The organism is Flavobacterium sp. UW10123, assembly GCF_040538975.1.
Taxonomy (GTDB): domain Bacteria; phylum Bacteroidota; class Bacteroidia; order Flavobacteriales; family Flavobacteriaceae; genus Flavobacterium.
Map to the genome: position 1 here is coordinate 219,762 of NZ_JBEWQE010000007.1, position 18,173 is coordinate 237,934.

The following is an 18,173-nucleotide window of genomic DNA, read 5'->3' on the forward strand; positions in this document are numbered from 1 at the left end:
TCAATTTTTGCGCTTTTTGTTTTGTTTCAAATTTGTCTGAGCAGTTTTGCTCAGACAAAGATGAACATTAACGACAATTGGCTTTATTTGGAAAACCATACTTCAAACCTAAGGGATGCTCAAAAAGCTTCGAATTGGGTTTCTCTAAATTTGCCTCATACTTGGAATGCTGAAGATGCAACCGATTTATATCCGGGGTACCGACGTGATGCAAGCTGGTATCAAAAAAAATTAAATATTCCGCAAATCGACAAAAACCGCGTTTATTCTTTATACTTTGAAGGTTCGAATGTAACCACAAAAGTATATGTAAACGGTAAAGAAGCCGGATCGCATATTGGCGGTTACATTGGCTTTTCTATTGATATTACGAACTTAATTAAAGAAGGAAACAACGACATTTTTGTTCGTGTGGATAACAGTTATGATATTGAAATTATTCCGTCTCAAAAAAGCGATTTCTTTATTTATGGTGGAATCACACGCGATGTCTGGCTGGTTTCGAAATACAAAAATCATATCGAAAATATAAAAATTACAACTCCTGAAGTTTCTGCTAAAAAGGCTTCTGTACAGATTGTTTCTTCGATTGTGAATTCTGATAATTCAAAAGACTTATCGTTGACTGTTACTTTAAAAAATCCGAAAGGGAAAAAAGTGGCAAGCAAAACGATTTTTGTTTCAGATAAAACGTCAACCATCACTTTCGAAAATATCAAAAACCCGGAACTTTGGGATACCGAAAAACCTAATTTATACAAACTAACTGCTTCTTTATCAGAGAAAAATCAAATCAAAGACAGCGTTTCAGAAAAAGTAGGTTTCAGATGGTTTGAATTTAAAGATCATGGTCCGTTTTATTTGAATGGAAAACGTTTATTGATTCGTGGTACACATCGTCATGAAGAACAAGCTGGAGTTGGTGCTGCAATGAGCAACGAACAGCATTGGGCCGATATGAAGTCTATTAAAGAAATGGGTGCTAATTTTGTTCGTTTAGCGCATTATCCGCAAGATCCTGAGATTTATAAAGCTTGTGACGAACTTGGACTTTTAGTTTGGGATGAATTGCCGTGGTGTCGTGGCGGAATTGGAAATGACGTTTGGAAAACAAACACCAAAAACATGCTGGCTGAAATCATCGATCAAAATTACAATCATCCGAGTATTATTATCTGGTCTTTAGGAAATGAAATTAACTGGCTACCTGATTTTCCTGACGGAGATAATGCAGAAAAAACCAATGCCTTTTTAAATGAATTAAATGATATTGCGCACAAACTCGATCCGACTAGAAAAACGGCTATCAGAAAATATTATGAAGGTTCACATATTGTAGATGTGTTCTCGCCTTCTATCTGGTCTGGCTGGTATTCTGGAAGTTATAAAAGCTATCAAAAAGCGATTGATGTTTATAAAAAAGAATACAAACACTTTATTCATGCCGAATATGGCGGAGACAGCCATGTTGGGCGTCATAGCGAAAATCCAATTACAGGTGAAAATGTAATAAAAGCCGAAGGCTGGGAAGAAGCGATTGTACAGACTAAAGTAGCTAACATTGCTCAAATTGGTGATTGGAGCGAAAACTATATCGTTGATTTGTTTGACTGGCATTTGCATATATCCGAGAATGATCCAACGTTTGTGGGTAATATACAATGGGCATTTAAGGATTTTGCAACGCCGTTACGTCCAGAAGATGATATTCCGTACATGAATCAAAAAGGATTGACTGACCGAAACGGGATTCCGAAAGACGCTTATTATGTTTTTAAAAGCTATTGGGCAAAAGAACCGTTCGCTTATATTGAATCGCATACTTGGACAGAGCGCCAAGGCCCAGAAAACACACCGAGAACAATCAGTGTTTTCAGTAACTGCGAGAAAGTGACTTTTTTCCATAATGGGAAATCATTAGGAGAAAAACAACGAAATCTTGCTCTGTATCCAGCAAACGGCTTAACTTGGGATGTCAATTTCAAAAAAGGAGAAAATGTTTTATTAGCCGTTGGAAAAACAAAAGATGGTAAAACGGTTTCTGATACGTTGAAAGTGAATTATCGTTTCAATAAAAATGATACGGCGGTTTCATTACAGTTATCATCAGAAAAACTAAAAAACGGCAATTATCTAGTAACTGCAATTGCAGTTGACAACAACAATTTACGCTGTTTAGATTATGAAGCAAGCGTTTATTTTCAATGTTTAAAAGGAGGAAAAACACTAAAGAATCAAGGAACACCAACTGGAAGCGAATCGATCAGAATGGCAAACGGGAAAGCTTCTATTGAAGTGATTCCAGATGGTTCTGGGAATCCGATTGAAATGACGGCTTTGAATCAGAGCTTCAAAGGGGAATATTTGAGGATTAAAGTTGAGTAAAAAAGATTCTAAGATTCTAAGATTTTTTGCCACAGATTAAAGGATTTAAAAAGATTAAAAAAGTTCCGTTAGGAACGAAAGATTGGTAGCACCGGATGAAATCCGGTGAAATTAATTACGCACACCAATTAAGTTCCGTAGGAACGACATATATTACACAAACAAAGATTATAAAATGAAAAAAATTCTAACATTATTATTCCTTACATCGTTCGCAATTGGACAATCACAAGGTTTAATTTCTAACGTGTCAAATCGAAACACCACTTCCTTAAACGGAGTTTGGAATTATATTATAGATCCATATCAAACAGGTTTTTATAGCTTTCACCTTGATCAATACGACAAAAGTGAAAAACCAGCAAAAGGAGCCTTTTTCACCAATTATCATGCTCAAAACAAACAAGAATTGGTAGAATATGATTTTGATAAATCGCCAACAATCAATATTCCAGGCGATTGGAATTCGCAGGTTAAAGAACTGAAATATTATGAAGGAAATGTTTGGTTCAAAAAGTCCTTCGATTACAATTTAGCGGCTAATAAACGTCTGTTTCTGTATTTAGGAGCCATCAATTACAAAGCTGATGTTTATTTAAATGGAAAAAAACTAGGAACTCACGAAGGTGGTTTCACACCGTTTAATTACGAAGTAACTTCAATCGTAAAACCAACAGGGAATTATCTGGTTATCAAAGTTGATAATACACGTCATAAAGAAGATGTTCCAACTGTAAATACCGATTGGTGGAATTACGGCGGAATCACGCGCGATGTGACTTTAATTGAAGAAGAATCATCTTTTGTGGAAGATTACAATATTCAGCTGAAAAAAGATAATGCTAACGTTATTTCTGGTTTTATTAAAATCAATAATTTAGATATATCAAAAAACCAAATTTCAATTTCTATTCCTGAATTAAAAATCAACTACAAAGGAAAAGCAGCAGATAGCAATGGAATTTTAAACTTTGAAATCCCAGCTAAAAAAATCTCATACTGGTCGCCAGAAAATCCGAAATTATATAATGTTACTGTTGACTTTAACGGAAAAAAATTAAACGATCAGATTGGTTTTAGAACAATCGAAACCAAAGAAGATAAAATCTTGCTGAACGGAAAACCAGTCTTTTTATGCGGAATTTCGATTCACGAAGAAAATGGAAAAGGCGGTCGTGCTAATTCTGTAGAAGATGCTTTGCGCTTATTAAACTGGGCGAAAGAAATGGGCTGTAATTATGTCCGTTTGGCACATTATCCGCATAACGAAAACATGGTTAGAGAAGCTGATAAATTAGGATTAATGGTTTGGGAAGAAATCCCAGTTTACTGGACAGTAGAATTTAAAAATGAAAACACCTATAAAAATGCCGAAGATCAATTAACTGCCGCTATCACAAGAGATAAAAACAGAGCTAGCATTGTGATTTGGTCTATGGCAAATGAAACTCCAATTTCGGAAGCTCGAAATACTTTCATCAAAAATTTAGCATCTCACACCAGATCACTAGACAATACTAGATTAATTAGCGCTGCTTTATTAACCAAAAAAGAAACTATTGATGATCCAATCGGTGAAGTTTTAGATGTTGTGGCTTTCAATCAATATTTGGGCTGGTATGGTGGAAATCTAGAAGATGCTGAGAAAATAACTTGGAAGTCTAAGTACAATAAGCCAATTATTGTTTCTGAATTTGGAGGTGATGCAAAAGCTGGTTTTCACGGTGAGAAAAACGAACGTTGGACAGAAGAATATCAAGAATATCTATATATCCAGAATTTAAAAATGATCGAAAAGATTCCACATCTAAGCGGATTAAGTCCTTGGATTCTGGTTGATTTTAGATCTCCAAAAAGATTGCTTCCGGGTATTCAAGATGGTTACAATCGTAAAGGTTTAATTTCAAATGATGGAGAAAAGAAAAAGGCTTTTTACATTATGCAGGATTGGTATGCGAAAAAGAGTAAAGAATAAAGAGCATTATCAATTCATTAACAAAAAACCGTACTGAATTTATATGATTTTTCTTCATTATTAATTTACTTTGTAGTTATTCTAAAAATTGTAATCCTATGAAAAAATTCTATTTACTAGCAGTTACTTTGTTTGCTGCTTTTACAGTTCAGGCACAAGATGTGGTAAAATTTGCTCCATTAGACAATAGTCCTGTTGATATTTCTTATTTCCCAAACAAAGCGGTTAAATTCAAAAAAACAGATAACCCAAACCCAGTTATTAAAGTTACTTACGCAAGACCTTCTGCAAAAGGAAGAACTATTTTTGGTGACGTTGTAAAATTTGGCGAAATCTGGAGAGTTGGTGCTAATGAAAATACAGAGATTAAATTCTACAAAGACGTAACTATCGGTGGTAAAAAAGTTCCTGCTGGATACTACAGTTTATTTGCTATTCCTGAAAAAGATAAATGGACAATCATCATCAATAAAGAATTAGATTTATGGGGTGGTTATGCTTACGATGAAAGCAAAGATGTGGTTAGAGTTTCAGTTCCTGTTAAATCTGTGGGTGAAACTATCGAAGCTTTATCTATTGCTTTTACAACTCAAGGCAACATAGCAAATCTTGTTATTGGTTGGGATAAAACAACGGTTGAATTACCAATTACGGTTAAATAAGTTTTACTAATATATGCCGTGAAGGCACAAAGTCGCAAAGTTTTTTTAAGCTTTGCGACTTTTTTTTAATCTCGCAAAGTCGCAGAGACGCAAAGTTTAATGCAGAAAAACAACTACATAAGGCATATAAGAAATTCTAAGTTTTCTCTTAATTGAACTTATATCACTTATATGTTTTAAAAAACTTTGCGTCTCTGTGACTTCACGAGATTTTTCATAACACAAAAAAATCCCTTTAAGATCTTACTCTCAAAGGGACTCTTGTAATTATTTTTTATGCCTAAACCTTAGCGGATTCTATAATCTTATCCAACGTAATTGGTAAATCCCTAACACGTTTTCCGGTTGCGTTAAAAACAGCATTGGCAATCGCAGGTGCCATTCCTACTAAAGCTGTTTCTCCAAGACCTTTTGTTCCCATTGGATTACTGATTGGATCTTTTTTATTGACGAAGAAAACTTCTTGTTTTTCGATATCTGCATTTACAGGAACATGATAATCAGCAAAATTATTATTGATCGGACGACCAAAACGGTGATCTATTTCAAGTGCTTCCATTAATCCCATTCCGATTCCACCAACTGCTCCTCCGAACATTTGTCCCGCAGAAGTTTTTTGATTGATTACCGTTCCAATATCAGCACAAGAAACCACATGCGCCAATCGAATTTTACCCAAATTCGGATTCACTAAAACTTTTACAAAATGAACCGAAAACGAATAAATGGAATATTTCTTCGCTTCTTCCGCTGCTTTAGAAAGATTTTCTACTTCAAAATCTTCTAATTTATTACTGCTCAAAAGTGCAGCCAAAGTAACCGACTTAGATTTATCTTTTTTAGAAGAAACCACACCATTTTCAAAAGTTAAATCTGTTAGAGCGATTCCTTTTAAAGCAGAATTTTTACTTCCCAGTTCAATTATTTTATTCAATAATAAATTACAAGCATCATGAACGGCAGAACCAACAGACGAAGTCGTTGCCGAACCACCTTGCGTTGGGCCTTTTGGCAATCCGCTTTTCCCCATTTCGATGATTACGTTTTCAGCTGGCAAACCAATTACTTCCGCTCCAATGGCAGTCATCATAGTCGCGGTTCCCGGTCCCATATCGTTTACACTGCATTGTAACACTAAATCTCCATTGGCCAAGAATTTTGCTTTTACCGAAGTTGGGCTTCTATAGCAGCCAAAAGTTCCCGTTCCCATTCCGTAACCCACCAGCCAGTTGCCTTCTTTCACAGAACCCGGTTCGTTTTTACGGTTTTTCCAGCCAATGCGTTCCATTCCGCCTTCGTAACATTCTAAAAGAAATTTACTGCTCCACGGTTTATTTTGTTCCTGATCTTTTTCGGCATAGTTCAGCTTACGAAATTCAATCGGATCTAAGTTTAATTTATACGCCATTTCATCCATCGCACATTCTAATGCAAAAGAACCTGTCGCTTCGCCTGGTCCACGCATCCAGATTGGTGTACAAGTATCCAAAGGCACAATTCGATAACGGGTCGAAACATTCGGACAATCATAAATAAATCGGGACATGTTTACGGTTCCTTCCATGAAATCCTCATAGCTCGAAGTCATTGCAACCGCTTCATGCGTTAATCCAGTCAGTTTTCCATCTTTTGTTGCTCCAAGACCCATTTTCTGAATTGTGTAAGGTCTAAAACCAACATTGGTAAACATCTGCTCACGATGCAGTACTAATTTCACAGGACGATTCAATTTTTTAGCTCCAATTAAAGCTGCGATTTCATACGGCCAAGTATGCAATCCCATTCCGAAAGCACCTCCAAGATATTCTGCGTGAACCTCAACATCTTCAACAGGTACTCCAAAAACTCCGGCAACACTTCTACGCGTTCCCTCGACACCTTGGCTTTTTGTATATAAGATTGGTTTATTTCCGTCCCATTTCGCTATGATGTTTGCCAATTCCATTGGATTATGAACTTCCGTCGGAATGGTATATTCGGTTTCTAAAACAACCTCAGCATTTTTATAACCGTCATGTTCACCTCGATGATAGTCATTTCCTTTATCGGTTTCAACTTTCTTTTCTTTTTCAGCTGCTTTTTTAAGTTCTGTCGAATGTTCTTCTTTAAGATAATCGGCTTTAATTAAACTTGCTGCATAACGCATACGTTCGAAAGTATCAGCAATCACTAAAGCAATCGGCTGATCGTAATACAAAATCGAATCATCTTTGAAGATCTGCAGCGGCTGGCCAAAATTATGTTTGTCTTTGGCTTTTTCATATCCTGACGGTTTATCCACATTCAAATGCGTAATTACCGCCAGAACTCCTGGAGCCCATTCTGCTTTTTTAGTATCAATTGTTTTGATTCTTCCTTTAGCAATTGTGCTTCCCACGAGGCATGCATACACTACACCAGAAGTTTTATATTCAGCTGAATACGTTGCAGATCCAGTTACTTTAGCAAATCCGTCAACTCTATTAATATTACTTGTCTTGCTCATAATTTAATTATTTTGATGCTGCTATTGTAAGTGCTTCTACTACTGCATTCTCTCCAAGCGTTAGTTTAAAATTATTATCACCAAATCCTTTTGCACCTTTCATAGACAAATGACCTGCTTGTTTAAATAGATCTTCAGAAACTGCCTTTCCTTTCAGGAATTTTTCTGTTTCAGTCAATCTCCATGGTTTATGTGCCACACCTCCCATAGCCAATCTGACATCGTTTATGGTATTATTTTTTATATCTAAAGCCACAGCAACCGATACCAATGCAAAAGCATAACTCGTTCTGTCACGAACTTTTAGATAATAAACATTTTTAGTAAAATTATTATCTGGAATTTCAACCGAAGTAATTAATTCTCTACTGTCTAGTGTATTGTCTTTTTCTGGTGTATTTCCAGGAAGTCGATGAAAATCAGTAAAATTAATTTCTCGTTTTCCTTTTGGACCTTCTACCAAAACTTTTGCGTCTAGCGCTGCCAAAGCCACGCACATATCACTTGGATGAACGGCAATACAACTATCAGAAGTTCCAAAAACAGCCGCCATTCTATTAGAACCACCGATAGCACCGCATCCGCTTTTTGGTACACGTTTGTTACAAGGCATATCAGTATTGTAATAATAAGAGCATCTTGTTTTCTGTAGCATGTTACCTCCAACTGTCGCCATATGTCTAATTTGCTGAGAAGCTCCAGCTGCTAAGGCTAAGGCTAATAAAGGATATTTTTCTTTTATCGAAGCATCTTCGGCAACCTGACTGTTTTTTGCCAATGCGCCAATCGAAACTTTTCCTTTTAAAAACTCAATTTTCTTTAAGTCTAATCCGTTAATGTCAACTAATTTGTCTGGAGCAACAATATTCTTCTTCATTAAATCGACAAGATTCGTTCCGCCTGCAATAAACATAGACGAATTGTCTTTGGCTTTTCCTGTCACTGCCGAAGAAGACGACAAAGCTTTTATTATCTGAAAATTTTTCATAGCTCCTTTCCTCCTTCCTTCACTTCAGTTATAGCATCAACAATATTATGATAAGCACCACATCGGCAGATATTCCCGCTCATATATTCACTAATTTCTTCTCTGCTGTTGGCATGACCTTCTTTGATACAAGCAATTCCCGACATGATTTGTCCTGGCGTGCAATATCCGCATTGAAAACCATCATGTTTAATGAAAGCTTCCTGCATTGGGTGCAATTTTTTTCCTTTCGAAAGTCCTTCAATTGTAGTTACTTGTGCATTTTGCTGCATTGTTGCCAAAGAAAGGCAAGACAAAATTCGCGTTCCGTTTACATGAACTGTACACGCACCGCATTGCCCGTGGTCGCATCCTTTTTTTGTTCCTGTAAGCTGTAACTGTTCGCGAAGTAAATCAAGCAGCGTGGTTCTGGGTTCAATATTCAAATTGTGCTTTGTGCCATTTACTTCAATAGAAAGCGGTACAGTTTCTAGATATTCCGCTATTTTTTCATCCCATTTCTTATCTGAAGCCATTACCAATGAAGGTGGCGTCAGAGCAAGAGCGGTAAAAAGTCCTGATTTCTTTATAAAGTCACGACGAGAATTAGAGTCTTCGGGCGTTGCTTTATCTGAGTTTATTTTCTTAGAAGCCATTCAGTCTATTTGTTAAATTAGCCAATTCACTTTTGTAATCCTAACAAATTTAACAATCTTCTATCACAAAAAGTTATGAAATTCAAACATTACTCTTATTTAGAATAATTACAATTTTATAGTGAAATTTAACCGCAAAGAACGCAAGTAATTTACCATGGAGAACTTTATAAAAACGCAAAGAACGCAAAGCTTTATCAATTCCAACTTTGCGAACTTTATATTTATTTAGCAAAACTATAATTAAAAACTTTGCGCTCTTTGCGGTTAAAATAACTCATACAAAATTGTATTTTTACTGAATCAATCCCAAATTATGCCACAGCAAGAAATCATTTATCTCGACAATAACGCCACAACTCGTGTAGATGAACGTGTTTTGGATGCTATGCTCCCCTATTTTACTGATTTTTACGCCAATTCAACAGGCACACATTTGGCTGGATTAACAGTAAAAGAAGCCGTTGAAAATGCAGCTTGGCAAACTGCCGATTTGATAAATGCTTATGCAGATGAAATTATTTTTACGTCTGGTGCTACAGAAGCCATAAATCTAGCTATAAAAGGTTTAGCCAATCAAGATCGAAAACATATCGTTACCATTCAAACCGAACATAAAGCGGTTCTTGAAACTTGCCGCTTTATGCAAAGCATTGGTTTTGAAGTCACTTACTTACCAACTGATTCAGACGGACTTTTAAGCCTTCAACTTTTAGAAGAAATAATAACAGATAAAACACTGGTTTTCATTGGAATGTTTTCTAATAACGAAACTGGCGTCATTCAAAACATCAGTGCAATTTCTAAGATTTTAAAACGTAAAAATGTTCTTTTTTTATGTGATGCAACTCAGGCTATTGGTAAAATTCCGATTGATGTGAAAGCTTTGGGAATTGACCTTTTAGCTCTATCAGCTCATAAATTTTATGGGCCAAAAGGAATTGGTGCTTTATATGTTTCGGCGAAAGCTAAACTAAAATTGTCTCCTCAGATTTTGGGCGGCGGACAACAAAGAAAACTTCGCAGCGGCACCTTAAATGTTCCCGGAATTATTGGTTTAGGAAAAGCATCGGAAATTGCTGTAAATGAATTAGAAAAAGATCAAAATAGAGTTACTCTATTACGAGACAAACTCGAAAAAGGCTTGTTGCAGTTTGAAAGTTCTTTTGTAAACGGAAACATTTCAAACCGAATTTATAATACTACAAATATTTGTTTCCCAAACGTAAACTCAGAACAGCTGATTTTAGCTTTGGGAAATATTTCCGTTTCAAACGGCGCTTCTTGTTCGACTGTGACTTCTGAACCTTCTCATGTTTTAAAAGCAATGGGATTGTCTGATGAAGAAGCTTTGAGTTCGATTCGTTTTAGTTTGGGGCGTTTTACTACTGAAGAAGAAATTGATATTGTTATTGAGCGGGTTTTGAGTTTATCTGTTCAGCTTGCCACTAAGGCGCTATCCCGATAGTTATCGGGACTAAGTTTTTTATTTTTTAATCTCGCAAAGTCGCAGAGTCGCAAAGATTTTTATGTTTTATTGAGTTGCGTCCAGCTTTAGCTGGATGAAATAATAAAAATAAGCAAATGGCTTTAGCCAAACTTTTCGCGGTTTGGCTAAAGCCATTTACTTAATAATCCATCATATACTCCAGTTAAAACTGGAGCCAATTCATAAAAAACTTTGTCCCTCTGTCCCTTTGAACCTTTGTCCCTTTCCTTAAGAAATCAACTGAGAATAATCCTCTTCTGTATCAATATCAACATTCCCCTTTTCAAAAGGAATTGAAACTACATCTTGAGAATACTTTTTAATGAGTTTTTTGGCTCCTTCCTGTCCTTTTAAATCTAGAAGTTCTTTGAAGTATTTTTGATGAAATAAAACTGGTGTTCCTAGAGTTTCTGAATAAGCCGAAGCTGCAATTCCTTTTTCCGCTTTATATGATTCGTTTATTAAATTCTCAAAAACTGCATTGGTCACAAAAGGCTGATCGCAGACTGCCAAAATGCATCGTTCGCAATCGGGATTTAAAAGCAATAATTCTGAAATTCCTTTTACAATTGAAGAAGACATGCCGCTTTCCCAATCAGAATTGAAAGTAAAAATGGTTTCAGACAAATTAAGCTCTTTTTCTATTGCATCATGATTGGCACCTGTTACAACTATTAAAAAAGAATTTTGAACCTTTAAAGCTTCTGAAATAGTATTTTTCAAAAGTGTCGACTCTTTATACTTCAATAATTGTTTGGGTCTGCCTAATCTGGAAGAATTTCCTGCAGCGAGAATAATAATAGCTGTTTTATATCGATAGTTACTTTCCATAATGAATTTCATCATGAATTTTGCCTGATTTGTATTTCAAGGATGTTCCAGCACGTTCAGATGCAACCGCTTTAATTTCAGAAATAATCGAAAGCGCAATTTCTTCTGAAGTTTCAGCTCCAATGTCTAGACCAACGGGGCTATGAATTCGGCTTAACTGTTCTTCGTTTAACGTAATTCCTTCCATTGAAAGATCATCGAGCATTCGGCTGAATTTAGATTTTGGGCCAAGAATTCCAATATAATGACAATTGGTTTGAAGCAATGATTTTAAAACCGCCAAATCGTATTTGTAATTATGAGTCATTAAAAGAAAATAAGTCTGATCGTCGATGTTTACATGATCCAAAAACTGTTCGGGTTTCATAACAGAAATCTGGTTGGCTTTAGGAAAACGTTTTGCTGTAGCGTGTGTCGCTCGACCTTCTCCAATAGTCGTTCTCCATCCTAAAACAGCTGCCATTTTTACTAAAGGTTGAATATCATTTCCTGCACCTGCAATTACCAATGAAATAGATGGTTTTATATATTCAATCAAAGCCTCGCTGTCGTTTTCTTCTTGAAGTTTTTTTACTGCCGAAGTTTTATTTTTCAGTACTTCTTTTACATCAGAAATTAGATTTAAAGCTTCGTTATTATGATTTAAAACAGGACTGTCTTTTCTAAAAAACAAAGTTGTTCCAATCTGAAAAGCATTTCTCTTTAACGAAAAAACTGTAACCATAACTGCTTCTTTTCGTTCTAATTCTAACTGACGCAATAGCTGAATCGGATTGTTTTCTACCTCATCATTTATGTATTCAAAAAGAATATGAACGATTCCGTTGCAACCAAGCTGCAAACCTATTTCTGCATCGCCTTCGTTACTAGTATTGTATGTTACGAGTTTATTTTGCTTCTGATTGATTGACAGAAGCGCTTTTCGCAAAGCATCTCCTTCCAGACAGCCTCCACTTATTGCACCAGTAAGCATACCGTCTTCTGTAACCAGCATACGTGCGCCAGGTTGTCTATAAGACGATCCTTCAACTTTAACTACGGTTGCCAAAGCTGTCTTTTTCTCCATTTCTCTTGCTTCTGAATAAGCTTTAAGAATTTCGCTGATTTCTTTCATAGGTAATTATTCACCAATAGAAATAAGCATTGATGATTTTGTTTAGTAGCCTAAAAATAAAAAAATATTATAAACTTAAATACAAGAAGGTTCTTTAAGTTTATAATATTTTTTTATTTATAATTAATTCTACTAGTATAAATGAATTAGCTATTCATTTAATTCTAAAAAATAATTCAATTTAGATTTTATTATTTTTTTGTTTCTATCAAGTAGATAAAGTTTTTCAGGATTTTTGCTGTAATGACCATAATAGCACTGATCTTTTTCTGGCTTATCCCAATTTAGGATAAAAATAGTACCGTTTATATCATTTTCTAAGCCTCTTTCAGTATTAAAATTGCCTTTCTCTTTAAATTGCTTTTCAGGTGATTTTCCTTGGTAAATATTGGACAACTCAAATTTATTATCTATCTGATTAATTTTAAGAACTGTTAAGATACCGCTACAGTCTGCACAAGGCAATGTTCCTTCATAAACCATAGTACTATCGACTTCATCTTTTTCTGTCGAAATCTCTGTAGAATCTGATTCAATTGCTTTATTAGTATCTTGTTGTTTTTTAAAGTTACATGAAGTGAGGTGAATCAAAATAGCTATTGCAAGAATTAATAGTTTTTTCATTTTATTTATTTTTACCACAAATCTAAAGAATATTCTTACTTGTTTAAAAACTTTAACTTATATCTTAATAATTCATCTTCATTTTGATAATCATTTTTTCAAATTGACGTATGATTTATATTACTAAGTTTTGTATTTTTATCAATAGCAAAATTTATATACCTAACTTAAAAAGTAAACTACATGGGAAAATTTGTAATCACTACTAGAGCTAACGGAGAGTTCCAATTCAATTTAAAAGCTGGTAATGGTCAGACCATTCTAACGAGTGAAGGCTATACTACAAAAGCAGCCTGCAATAATGGTATTGAATCTGTAAAGACTAACGCAGAAGATGATAACCGCTATGACAGAAAAGAATCTAGTAACGGAAAACCATATTTTAATCTAAAAGCTGGAAATGGTCAGATTATTGGCTCTAGTGAAATGTACGAAAGCGTAGCAGCTAGAGAAAATGGAATTGAATCTGTAAAGAAGAATGCTTCAGATGCAACTATAGATGATCAAACGGCATAATTGCAACTATTATAAATATAAAAAAAGCGAGGTTTTATCCTCGCTTTTTTAATGTCGTTATTTTATTTTCTATTAATCTAATAAAAACACAATTAATCCTCTTGCTCCATGAGCTCCAAGAACTAAAGACTGTTCAATATCAGCGGTTTTTGAAGGACCTGCGATGAAAGTTCCAAAACCATATTCCATGTTTCCAATTCTGTCGTAAGCTTGCTGCATCGTTGGCAGAATGTCTTTTTTATGAACTACAATCGCTAAAAATTGCGCAATAAAAGGTGCAACACGCTGTCCTAAAATGTCATCTGTAACCCAAAGTCCGCTGTTTTCTGCAACTCCAAAATGAGCTTTTATAACCGTTAATTCAACATCTTGAAGCGAATGCGGGTCAACTGTTTTCCAGTCTAAAGAAGCAATTTCTGAAAGTTCTGGAAGGGTTGTAATTAATCTTTTCTCCAGATTATAATTGGATTTGATATAATTGATGATTTCATTATAATCAGCAACTTCCACAGGATCGCCTCCAATGCCTTTTAGAACTGTTTTGTAGGTTTCTAAAATATCAAATTGTTCTGAACCTAAAACTTTCAAGTCTGGCAGTTCCGAAACCAAATCAGGCTGATTTGCTTTTATTCTTTTTAAAATTTCGCCTTTACTACTCATTTCCTTTTTCTTTAGATTCTCTCGAGTTTTTCTTGTACCATTCTCTAAATGATTCTTCTGGAACGTCTGGCATTTCGCGCTGATCGTACCATTTGTTCATTTTATTATTGACCATTCCTGGAATATTCTTCATTACAAATCGCCCTGATTTTCCAGCAATATTAAAAACTGTCGGATTTGCTAAAACAGTTGCCATTGTTTTCATAGCCACAGTTTTTGCAGTCGGAGTATGTCCTTCTTTTACCAAAACCTGACGCCATTTGTACAATTGATCGTGAATATCAATTTTTACAGGACAAACATTGGTGCAAGAACCACAAAGCGTACTGGCAAAAGGCAAATCGGCATTTTTGCTCATATCTAAATTTGGCGCTAAAATAGAACCAATTGGTCCCGCAACCGCATTATGATAACTATGTCCGCCGCTTCGTCTATAAACGGGACAAGTATTCATACACGCTCCACAACGAATACATTTCAATGAATTTCTAAAATCTTCCCTTCCTAATTGTGTACTTCTTCCGTTGTCTACAATTACGATATGCATTTCTTTTCCGTCTCTTGGTTTTTTAAAATGGCTTGAAAAAGTTGTGATTGGTTGTCCTGTTGCACTTCTCGCCAATAATCTCAGAAAAACACCTAAATGTTCTCTTTTCGGAATCAGTTTCTCAAATCCCATGCAGGCGATATGAACATCTGCTAAATGCGCGCCCATGTCGGCATTTCCTTCGTTAGTACAAACTACAAATTCACCAGTTTCTGCAACAGCAAAATTAACTCCTGTAAGCGCCACTTTTCTAGTCAAAAAAGTATTTCTCAAACTCTGACGAGCCGATTCTGTTAAATACTGCGGATTGAAATTTCCTTTTTCTGTACCTAAATGTTCGTGGAAAGTTTCACTTACATCTTCTTTCTTTAAGTGAATTGCAGGAAGAACAATATGACTCGGCGGTTCTTTACGAAGTTGCACGATATATTCTCCTAAATCTGAATCGATTACTTCTATACCTTTTTCAGCTAAATAATCGTTTAAATGGCATTCTTCTGTAAGCATCGATTTGGATTTGACCATTTGCTTTACATCATGTTTCGCCATGATCGAATGTACAATTTCGTTATGTTCTTTGGCATCGGCCGCCCAATGCACAATTATTCCGTTTCGTTGAGCATTGGCTTCAAATTCAACTAGATAATCGTGAATATTAGAAAGCACATTAAATTTGATTTGAGAAGCCGTTTCACGAAGCAATTCCCAATCTGCTATTTGGTGAGCAGATTTGTCTCTTTTGGCACGCACAAACCAAAGTGTTTCATCATGCCAATTGACACGCTCTACATCTTTATTGAATTTTGTTGCGGCTTCGCTGTGCGGTATTGTTTTTTCTGATGACATCTTATAAAAGTTGTTTTTACCATTAAGATATTAAGTAAATTAAGCTAAACTTTATGAACTTAATTTCTTTATGATTAAAAGAAAATTAAGTTTTTTAAAATCTCTTAAATCTCTTATTTTTTTACTAAGAAATATTTAACCAAGCTTTATGAACTTAATTTCTTAATGGTAGAAAAAATTAATTTTCGAGTGAATTTAATATTTCAGCAATATGAATGGTTTTGATTCTGCTTTTTTGCCTTTTTAGAATTCCGTCTAAATGCATTAAGCAAGACATATCTCCTCCTGTAATATAATCCACATTATGACTTTCGTGATCTTTGATACGATCTTGTCCCATTTTTACAGAAACTGCTTCTTCGGTCACACAAAACGTACCTCCAAAACCACAGCATTCGTCTTTTCTAGTTAAAGCAACTAGATCAAGGTCTTTTATACTGTGCAATAGTTGTTCTGGTTTAGAGAAAAAAGGCGCGTTTAATTCTGACATCTGCGAAAGCTTCAATCCGCGCTGACCGTGACAGCTTACGTGCATTCCCACTTTATACGGAAATCTTCCATCGATGTGGTCAATTTTTAAAACGTCTGTTATAAACTCAGTAAGTTCGTAAACCGTATTTCGAATTGCTGTTGCCTTCTCTTCTTGTTTTTCGTCATGTAGATGGTCTTTCACATGCAAAACACAGCTTCCGGAAGGGCAAACGATATAATCAAATCCAGAAAAATTGGCAATAAAATTAGCATCGCATCCTTTTGTTAAGTGCGCATAACCGCTATTTGCCATTGGTTGTCCACAGCAAGTTTGTCCCATAGGAAACTCGACGTCACAACCTAATTTTTGAAGTAATTCGTAGGTTGCTATTCCTACTTTTGGGTAAAATTGGTCGACATAACAAGGTATAAAAAGTCCAATTTTCATATTGTAGTATTTAGTGTGTTGTTCATTTGGCGTGTAGGGTAAAAATGTAAAAAATACGTTTCTCAGCAAATTTACAACATACAGACCGTTTTTACCTAATGTTTATAGAATTTCAAGTCAATTAAATCGTTCTGAATTGGTTTTGGATTCCAGTTTTCATGAATAGCCAATGCTGCACCCAATGCACTTGCCTGTGCCATAGAAGCTGCGTAAACTTCTACATCAGGAAAAGCTTCTGCCAATAAATTCATATAAATAGAATTCTTGCTGAATCCGCCATCCACAAAAATCTTTTTTACCGGACTGTTATGAATGACCAAATTGGTCGAAAAAACCTGTTGTTCTACCAAATCCAGCATTAATTGATGATACGCTGTTTCATAATCTTTAAACTGTGATAAATCTCTTTTTTGAAATGGGCATACATTCAAAATATCAAAATCATATTTCTTTGGATAGAAGATCTGATAATTAAGCGAACGCAAATTCGCTGTGATTTTTTTATCAAAATAAACTTCTTTATAAGTATCAACCGGTACTTTAAAGTGCTCTGCCAATCTTTTGGTTTGCACTTCATGCTCGTTTCCGGCAAACAAACGCGCCGCTTTAACTGACTTGTTTGTGTATTGCATATAACACAAACAATCGTGCTGTGACTCTTCAAAAGTCAACGGTTTGTTATTGAAAGGATTTAGAGAAATGCTCCAAGTTCCCGTTGATAATAAAACGAAAGGCTCTGTAAAGTTTATAGTATACGGAATTATTGCGGAAGAACTGTCGTGAAGACCTGTTCCGATAGATAATCCTTCTTTTGTTTTTATAACGTCTTTGCCGTAATAAATTGGAGGTAATTTAGATGCAATTCCCTCATTTTTCAACCATTTATGATATTTCATTTTTTTGAAATTCCACAAATTGGTATGACAGCCAATACTTGTAATATCAGCGTAAGCTTCATTAGTCAAAAGAAAACTCAAAAACTGTGGTAGATGCAGACAGTATTTTACTTTCTCAAATAATTCAGGCCTTTCTTCTTTTAATCGGTAAATCTGCATTCCCGAATTCAGACTGCCTAAAACCGGAGAAGCTGTTTTTACAGCAAACTTTTCTTCTCCTTTGTATTTTTTATAAAAGTCAGATTTTAATTCCTCTGGATAATCTTTCAGATAATTATACAGGGGAGTTAAAACTTTTCCGTTTTCGTCTATATAAACAAAACTGGCTCCGTAAGTGCTGAAATTGATGGCTTTTAAAACATAGTCAGTCAGCTTTTTTATTTCAGATAATCGATCTAAAATCCAATTTTTCAGCACTTCGATATCTTCGCAAGGAAAACCATCTTCGTCTGTTGTTTCATCCAGATTTACCGATTTTTCCCAGACAATTTTATAATTTTCGTTAAATAAAAAAACCTTTTTGTTTGTTTTACCAATATCAAAAATCGCAACTACATTCATTTTTTTAATTAGAAGTTAGGAGTTATGGGTTATTCGTTAA

15 protein-coding genes are annotated in these 18,173 nt (G+C 35.2%); 5 read left to right on the forward strand and 10 right to left on the reverse strand.

The window, feature by feature from the left end; translation table 11 throughout:
• Positions 1–60: 60 nt before the first annotated feature.
• The 3 genes from ABXT06_RS10150 to ABXT06_RS10160 all read left to right on the forward strand — a co-directional run bounded on the left by ABXT06_RS10150 (position 61) and on the right by ABXT06_RS10160 (position 5,022).
• Positions 61–2,385 carry a glycoside hydrolase family 2 protein gene (locus ABXT06_RS10150; protein WP_354590661.1) on the forward strand — a complete coding sequence of 775 codons (2,325 nt, stop codon included), beginning with the start codon at positions 61–63 and terminating at the stop codon, positions 2,383–2,385.
• 175 nt (positions 2,386–2,560) lie between these two features.
• Positions 2,561–4,360 (forward strand): glycoside hydrolase family 2 protein, encoded by a 1,800-nt coding sequence (locus tag ABXT06_RS10155; RefSeq protein ID WP_354590662.1) that lies wholly within the window; start codon positions 2,561–2,563, stop codon positions 4,358–4,360.
• A 98-nt stretch (positions 4,361–4,458) separates the two neighbouring features.
• Positions 4,459–5,022 (forward strand): DUF2911 domain-containing protein, encoded by a 564-nt coding sequence (locus ABXT06_RS10160; protein ID WP_202004671.1) that lies wholly within the window; start codon positions 4,459–4,461, stop codon positions 5,020–5,022.
• A 280-nt stretch (positions 5,023–5,302) separates the two neighbouring features.
• Here ABXT06_RS10160 and ABXT06_RS10165 read toward each other — a convergent pair whose 3' ends face one another.
• Genes ABXT06_RS10165 through ABXT06_RS10175 form a run of 3 tightly spaced genes read right to left on the reverse strand, consistent with a single transcriptional unit; the run spans position 5,303 to position 9,130 of the window.
• The gene (locus ABXT06_RS10165; RefSeq protein WP_354590663.1) at positions 5,303–7,507 is read right to left on the reverse strand and encodes a xanthine dehydrogenase family protein molybdopterin-binding subunit; all 2,205 of its coding nucleotides are present in this window, start codon (positions 7,505–7,507) and stop codon (positions 5,303–5,305) included.
• A 7-nt stretch (positions 7,508–7,514) separates the two neighbouring features.
• The gene (locus tag ABXT06_RS10170) at positions 7,515–8,495 is read right to left on the reverse strand and encodes an FAD binding domain-containing protein (RefSeq protein WP_354590664.1); all 981 of its coding nucleotides are present in this window, start codon (positions 8,493–8,495) and stop codon (positions 7,515–7,517) included.
• Positions 8,492–9,130: a 2Fe-2S iron-sulfur cluster-binding protein gene (locus ABXT06_RS10175; protein WP_354590665.1), complete on the reverse strand. Its 639-nt coding sequence runs from the start codon at positions 9,128–9,130 to the stop codon at positions 8,492–8,494. Before ABXT06_RS10175 ends, ABXT06_RS10170 begins: the two co-directional genes overlap by 4 nt.
• A gap of 316 nt (positions 9,131–9,446) precedes the next feature.
• Here ABXT06_RS10175 and ABXT06_RS10180 point away from each other — a divergent pair, with 316 nt between their 5' ends.
• Positions 9,447–10,598: a cysteine desulfurase family protein gene (locus tag ABXT06_RS10180; protein WP_354590666.1), complete on the forward strand. Its 1,152-nt coding sequence runs from the start codon at positions 9,447–9,449 to the stop codon at positions 10,596–10,598.
• A gap of 249 nt (positions 10,599–10,847) precedes the next feature.
• Here the strand turns inward: ABXT06_RS10180 and ABXT06_RS10185 are convergent, their stop codons facing one another.
• The 3 genes from ABXT06_RS10185 to ABXT06_RS10195 form a co-directional block, all read right to left on the reverse strand.
• Positions 10,848–11,465, reverse strand: coding sequence for a nucleotidyltransferase family protein (locus ABXT06_RS10185; RefSeq protein WP_354590667.1), 618 nt, complete (start codon positions 11,463–11,465; stop codon positions 10,848–10,850).
• A complete protein-coding gene (locus ABXT06_RS10190; protein WP_354590668.1) occupies positions 11,440–12,564 on the reverse strand; it encodes an XdhC family protein in 1,125 nt (374 codons plus the stop codon). Before ABXT06_RS10190 ends, ABXT06_RS10185 begins: the two co-directional genes overlap by 26 nt.
• Positions 12,565–12,714: 150 nt before the next feature.
• A complete protein-coding gene (locus tag ABXT06_RS10195) occupies positions 12,715–13,188 on the reverse strand; it encodes a copper resistance protein NlpE N-terminal domain-containing protein (protein ID WP_354590669.1) in 474 nt (157 codons plus the stop codon).
• 183 nt (positions 13,189–13,371) lie between these two features.
• On the opposite strand from ABXT06_RS10195, the gene ABXT06_RS10200 reads away from it, so the two are divergent.
• Positions 13,372–13,704 carry a YegP family protein gene (locus ABXT06_RS10200; RefSeq protein ID WP_354590670.1) on the forward strand — a complete coding sequence of 111 codons (333 nt, stop codon included), beginning with the start codon at positions 13,372–13,374 and terminating at the stop codon, positions 13,702–13,704.
• A gap of 72 nt (positions 13,705–13,776) precedes the next feature.
• On the opposite strand, the gene ABXT06_RS10205 is transcribed toward ABXT06_RS10200, so the two are convergent.
• The 4 genes from ABXT06_RS10205 to ABXT06_RS10220 form a co-directional block, all read right to left on the reverse strand.
• Positions 13,777–14,364, reverse strand: coding sequence for a LutC/YkgG family protein (locus tag ABXT06_RS10205; protein ID WP_354590671.1), 588 nt, complete (start codon positions 14,362–14,364; stop codon positions 13,777–13,779).
• A complete protein-coding gene (locus ABXT06_RS10210; protein ID WP_354590672.1) occupies positions 14,357–15,757 on the reverse strand; it encodes a lactate utilization protein B in 1,401 nt (466 codons plus the stop codon). The genes ABXT06_RS10205 and ABXT06_RS10210 overlap by 8 nt, the downstream gene beginning before the upstream one ends.
• 178 nt (positions 15,758–15,935) lie before the next feature.
• On the reverse strand, positions 15,936–16,676 hold the full coding sequence (locus ABXT06_RS10215) for a (Fe-S)-binding protein (RefSeq protein WP_354590673.1): 741 nt from the start codon (positions 16,674–16,676) through the stop codon (positions 15,936–15,938).
• A gap of 95 nt (positions 16,677–16,771) precedes the next feature.
• Positions 16,772–18,133 carry an FGGY-family carbohydrate kinase gene (locus ABXT06_RS10220; RefSeq protein ID WP_354590674.1) on the reverse strand — a complete coding sequence of 454 codons (1,362 nt, stop codon included), beginning with the start codon at positions 18,131–18,133 and terminating at the stop codon, positions 16,772–16,774.
• Positions 18,134–18,173: the final 40 nt, after the last annotated feature.

Excerpts from the sequence above, each read along its gene's own strand:
- ABXT06_RS10220 (WP_354590674.1), bottom strand. The coding sequence starts at position 18,133 with ATGAATGTAGTTGCGATTTTTGATATTGGTAAAACAAACAAAAAGGTT.
- ABXT06_RS10195 (WP_354590669.1), bottom strand. The coding sequence starts at position 13,188 with ATGAAAAAACTATTAATTCTTGCAATAGCTATTTTGATTCACCTCACT.
- ABXT06_RS10180 (WP_354590666.1), top strand. The coding sequence starts at position 9,447 with ATGCCACAGCAAGAAATCATTTATCTCGACAATAACGCCACAACTCGT.
- ABXT06_RS10150 (WP_354590661.1), top strand. The coding sequence starts at position 61 with ATGAACATTAACGACAATTGGCTTTATTTGGAAAACCATACTTCAAAC.
- ABXT06_RS10175 (WP_354590665.1), bottom strand. The coding sequence starts at position 9,130 with ATGGCTTCTAAGAAAATAAACTCAGATAAAGCAACGCCCGAAGACTCT.
- ABXT06_RS10155 (WP_354590662.1), top strand. The coding sequence starts at position 2,561 with ATGAAAAAAATTCTAACATTATTATTCCTTACATCGTTCGCAATTGGA.
- ABXT06_RS10215 (WP_354590673.1), bottom strand. The coding sequence starts at position 16,676 with ATGAAAATTGGACTTTTTATACCTTGTTATGTCGACCAATTTTACCCA.
- ABXT06_RS10205 (WP_354590671.1), bottom strand. The coding sequence starts at position 14,364 with ATGAGTAGTAAAGGCGAAATTTTAAAAAGAATAAAAGCAAATCAGCCT.
- ABXT06_RS10170 (WP_354590664.1), bottom strand. The coding sequence starts at position 8,495 with ATGAAAAATTTTCAGATAATAAAAGCTTTGTCGTCTTCTTCGGCAGTG.
- ABXT06_RS10210 (WP_354590672.1), bottom strand. The coding sequence starts at position 15,757 with ATGTCATCAGAAAAAACAATACCGCACAGCGAAGCCGCAACAAAATTC.
- ABXT06_RS10160 (WP_202004671.1), top strand. The coding sequence starts at position 4,459 with ATGAAAAAATTCTATTTACTAGCAGTTACTTTGTTTGCTGCTTTTACA.
- ABXT06_RS10185 (WP_354590667.1), bottom strand. The coding sequence starts at position 11,465 with ATGATGAAATTCATTATGGAAAGTAACTATCGATATAAAACAGCTATT.
- ABXT06_RS10165 (WP_354590663.1), bottom strand. The coding sequence starts at position 7,507 with ATGAGCAAGACAAGTAATATTAATAGAGTTGACGGATTTGCTAAAGTA.
- ABXT06_RS10200 (WP_354590670.1), top strand. The coding sequence starts at position 13,372 with ATGGGAAAATTTGTAATCACTACTAGAGCTAACGGAGAGTTCCAATTC.
- ABXT06_RS10190 (WP_354590668.1), bottom strand. The coding sequence starts at position 12,564 with ATGAAAGAAATCAGCGAAATTCTTAAAGCTTATTCAGAAGCAAGAGAA.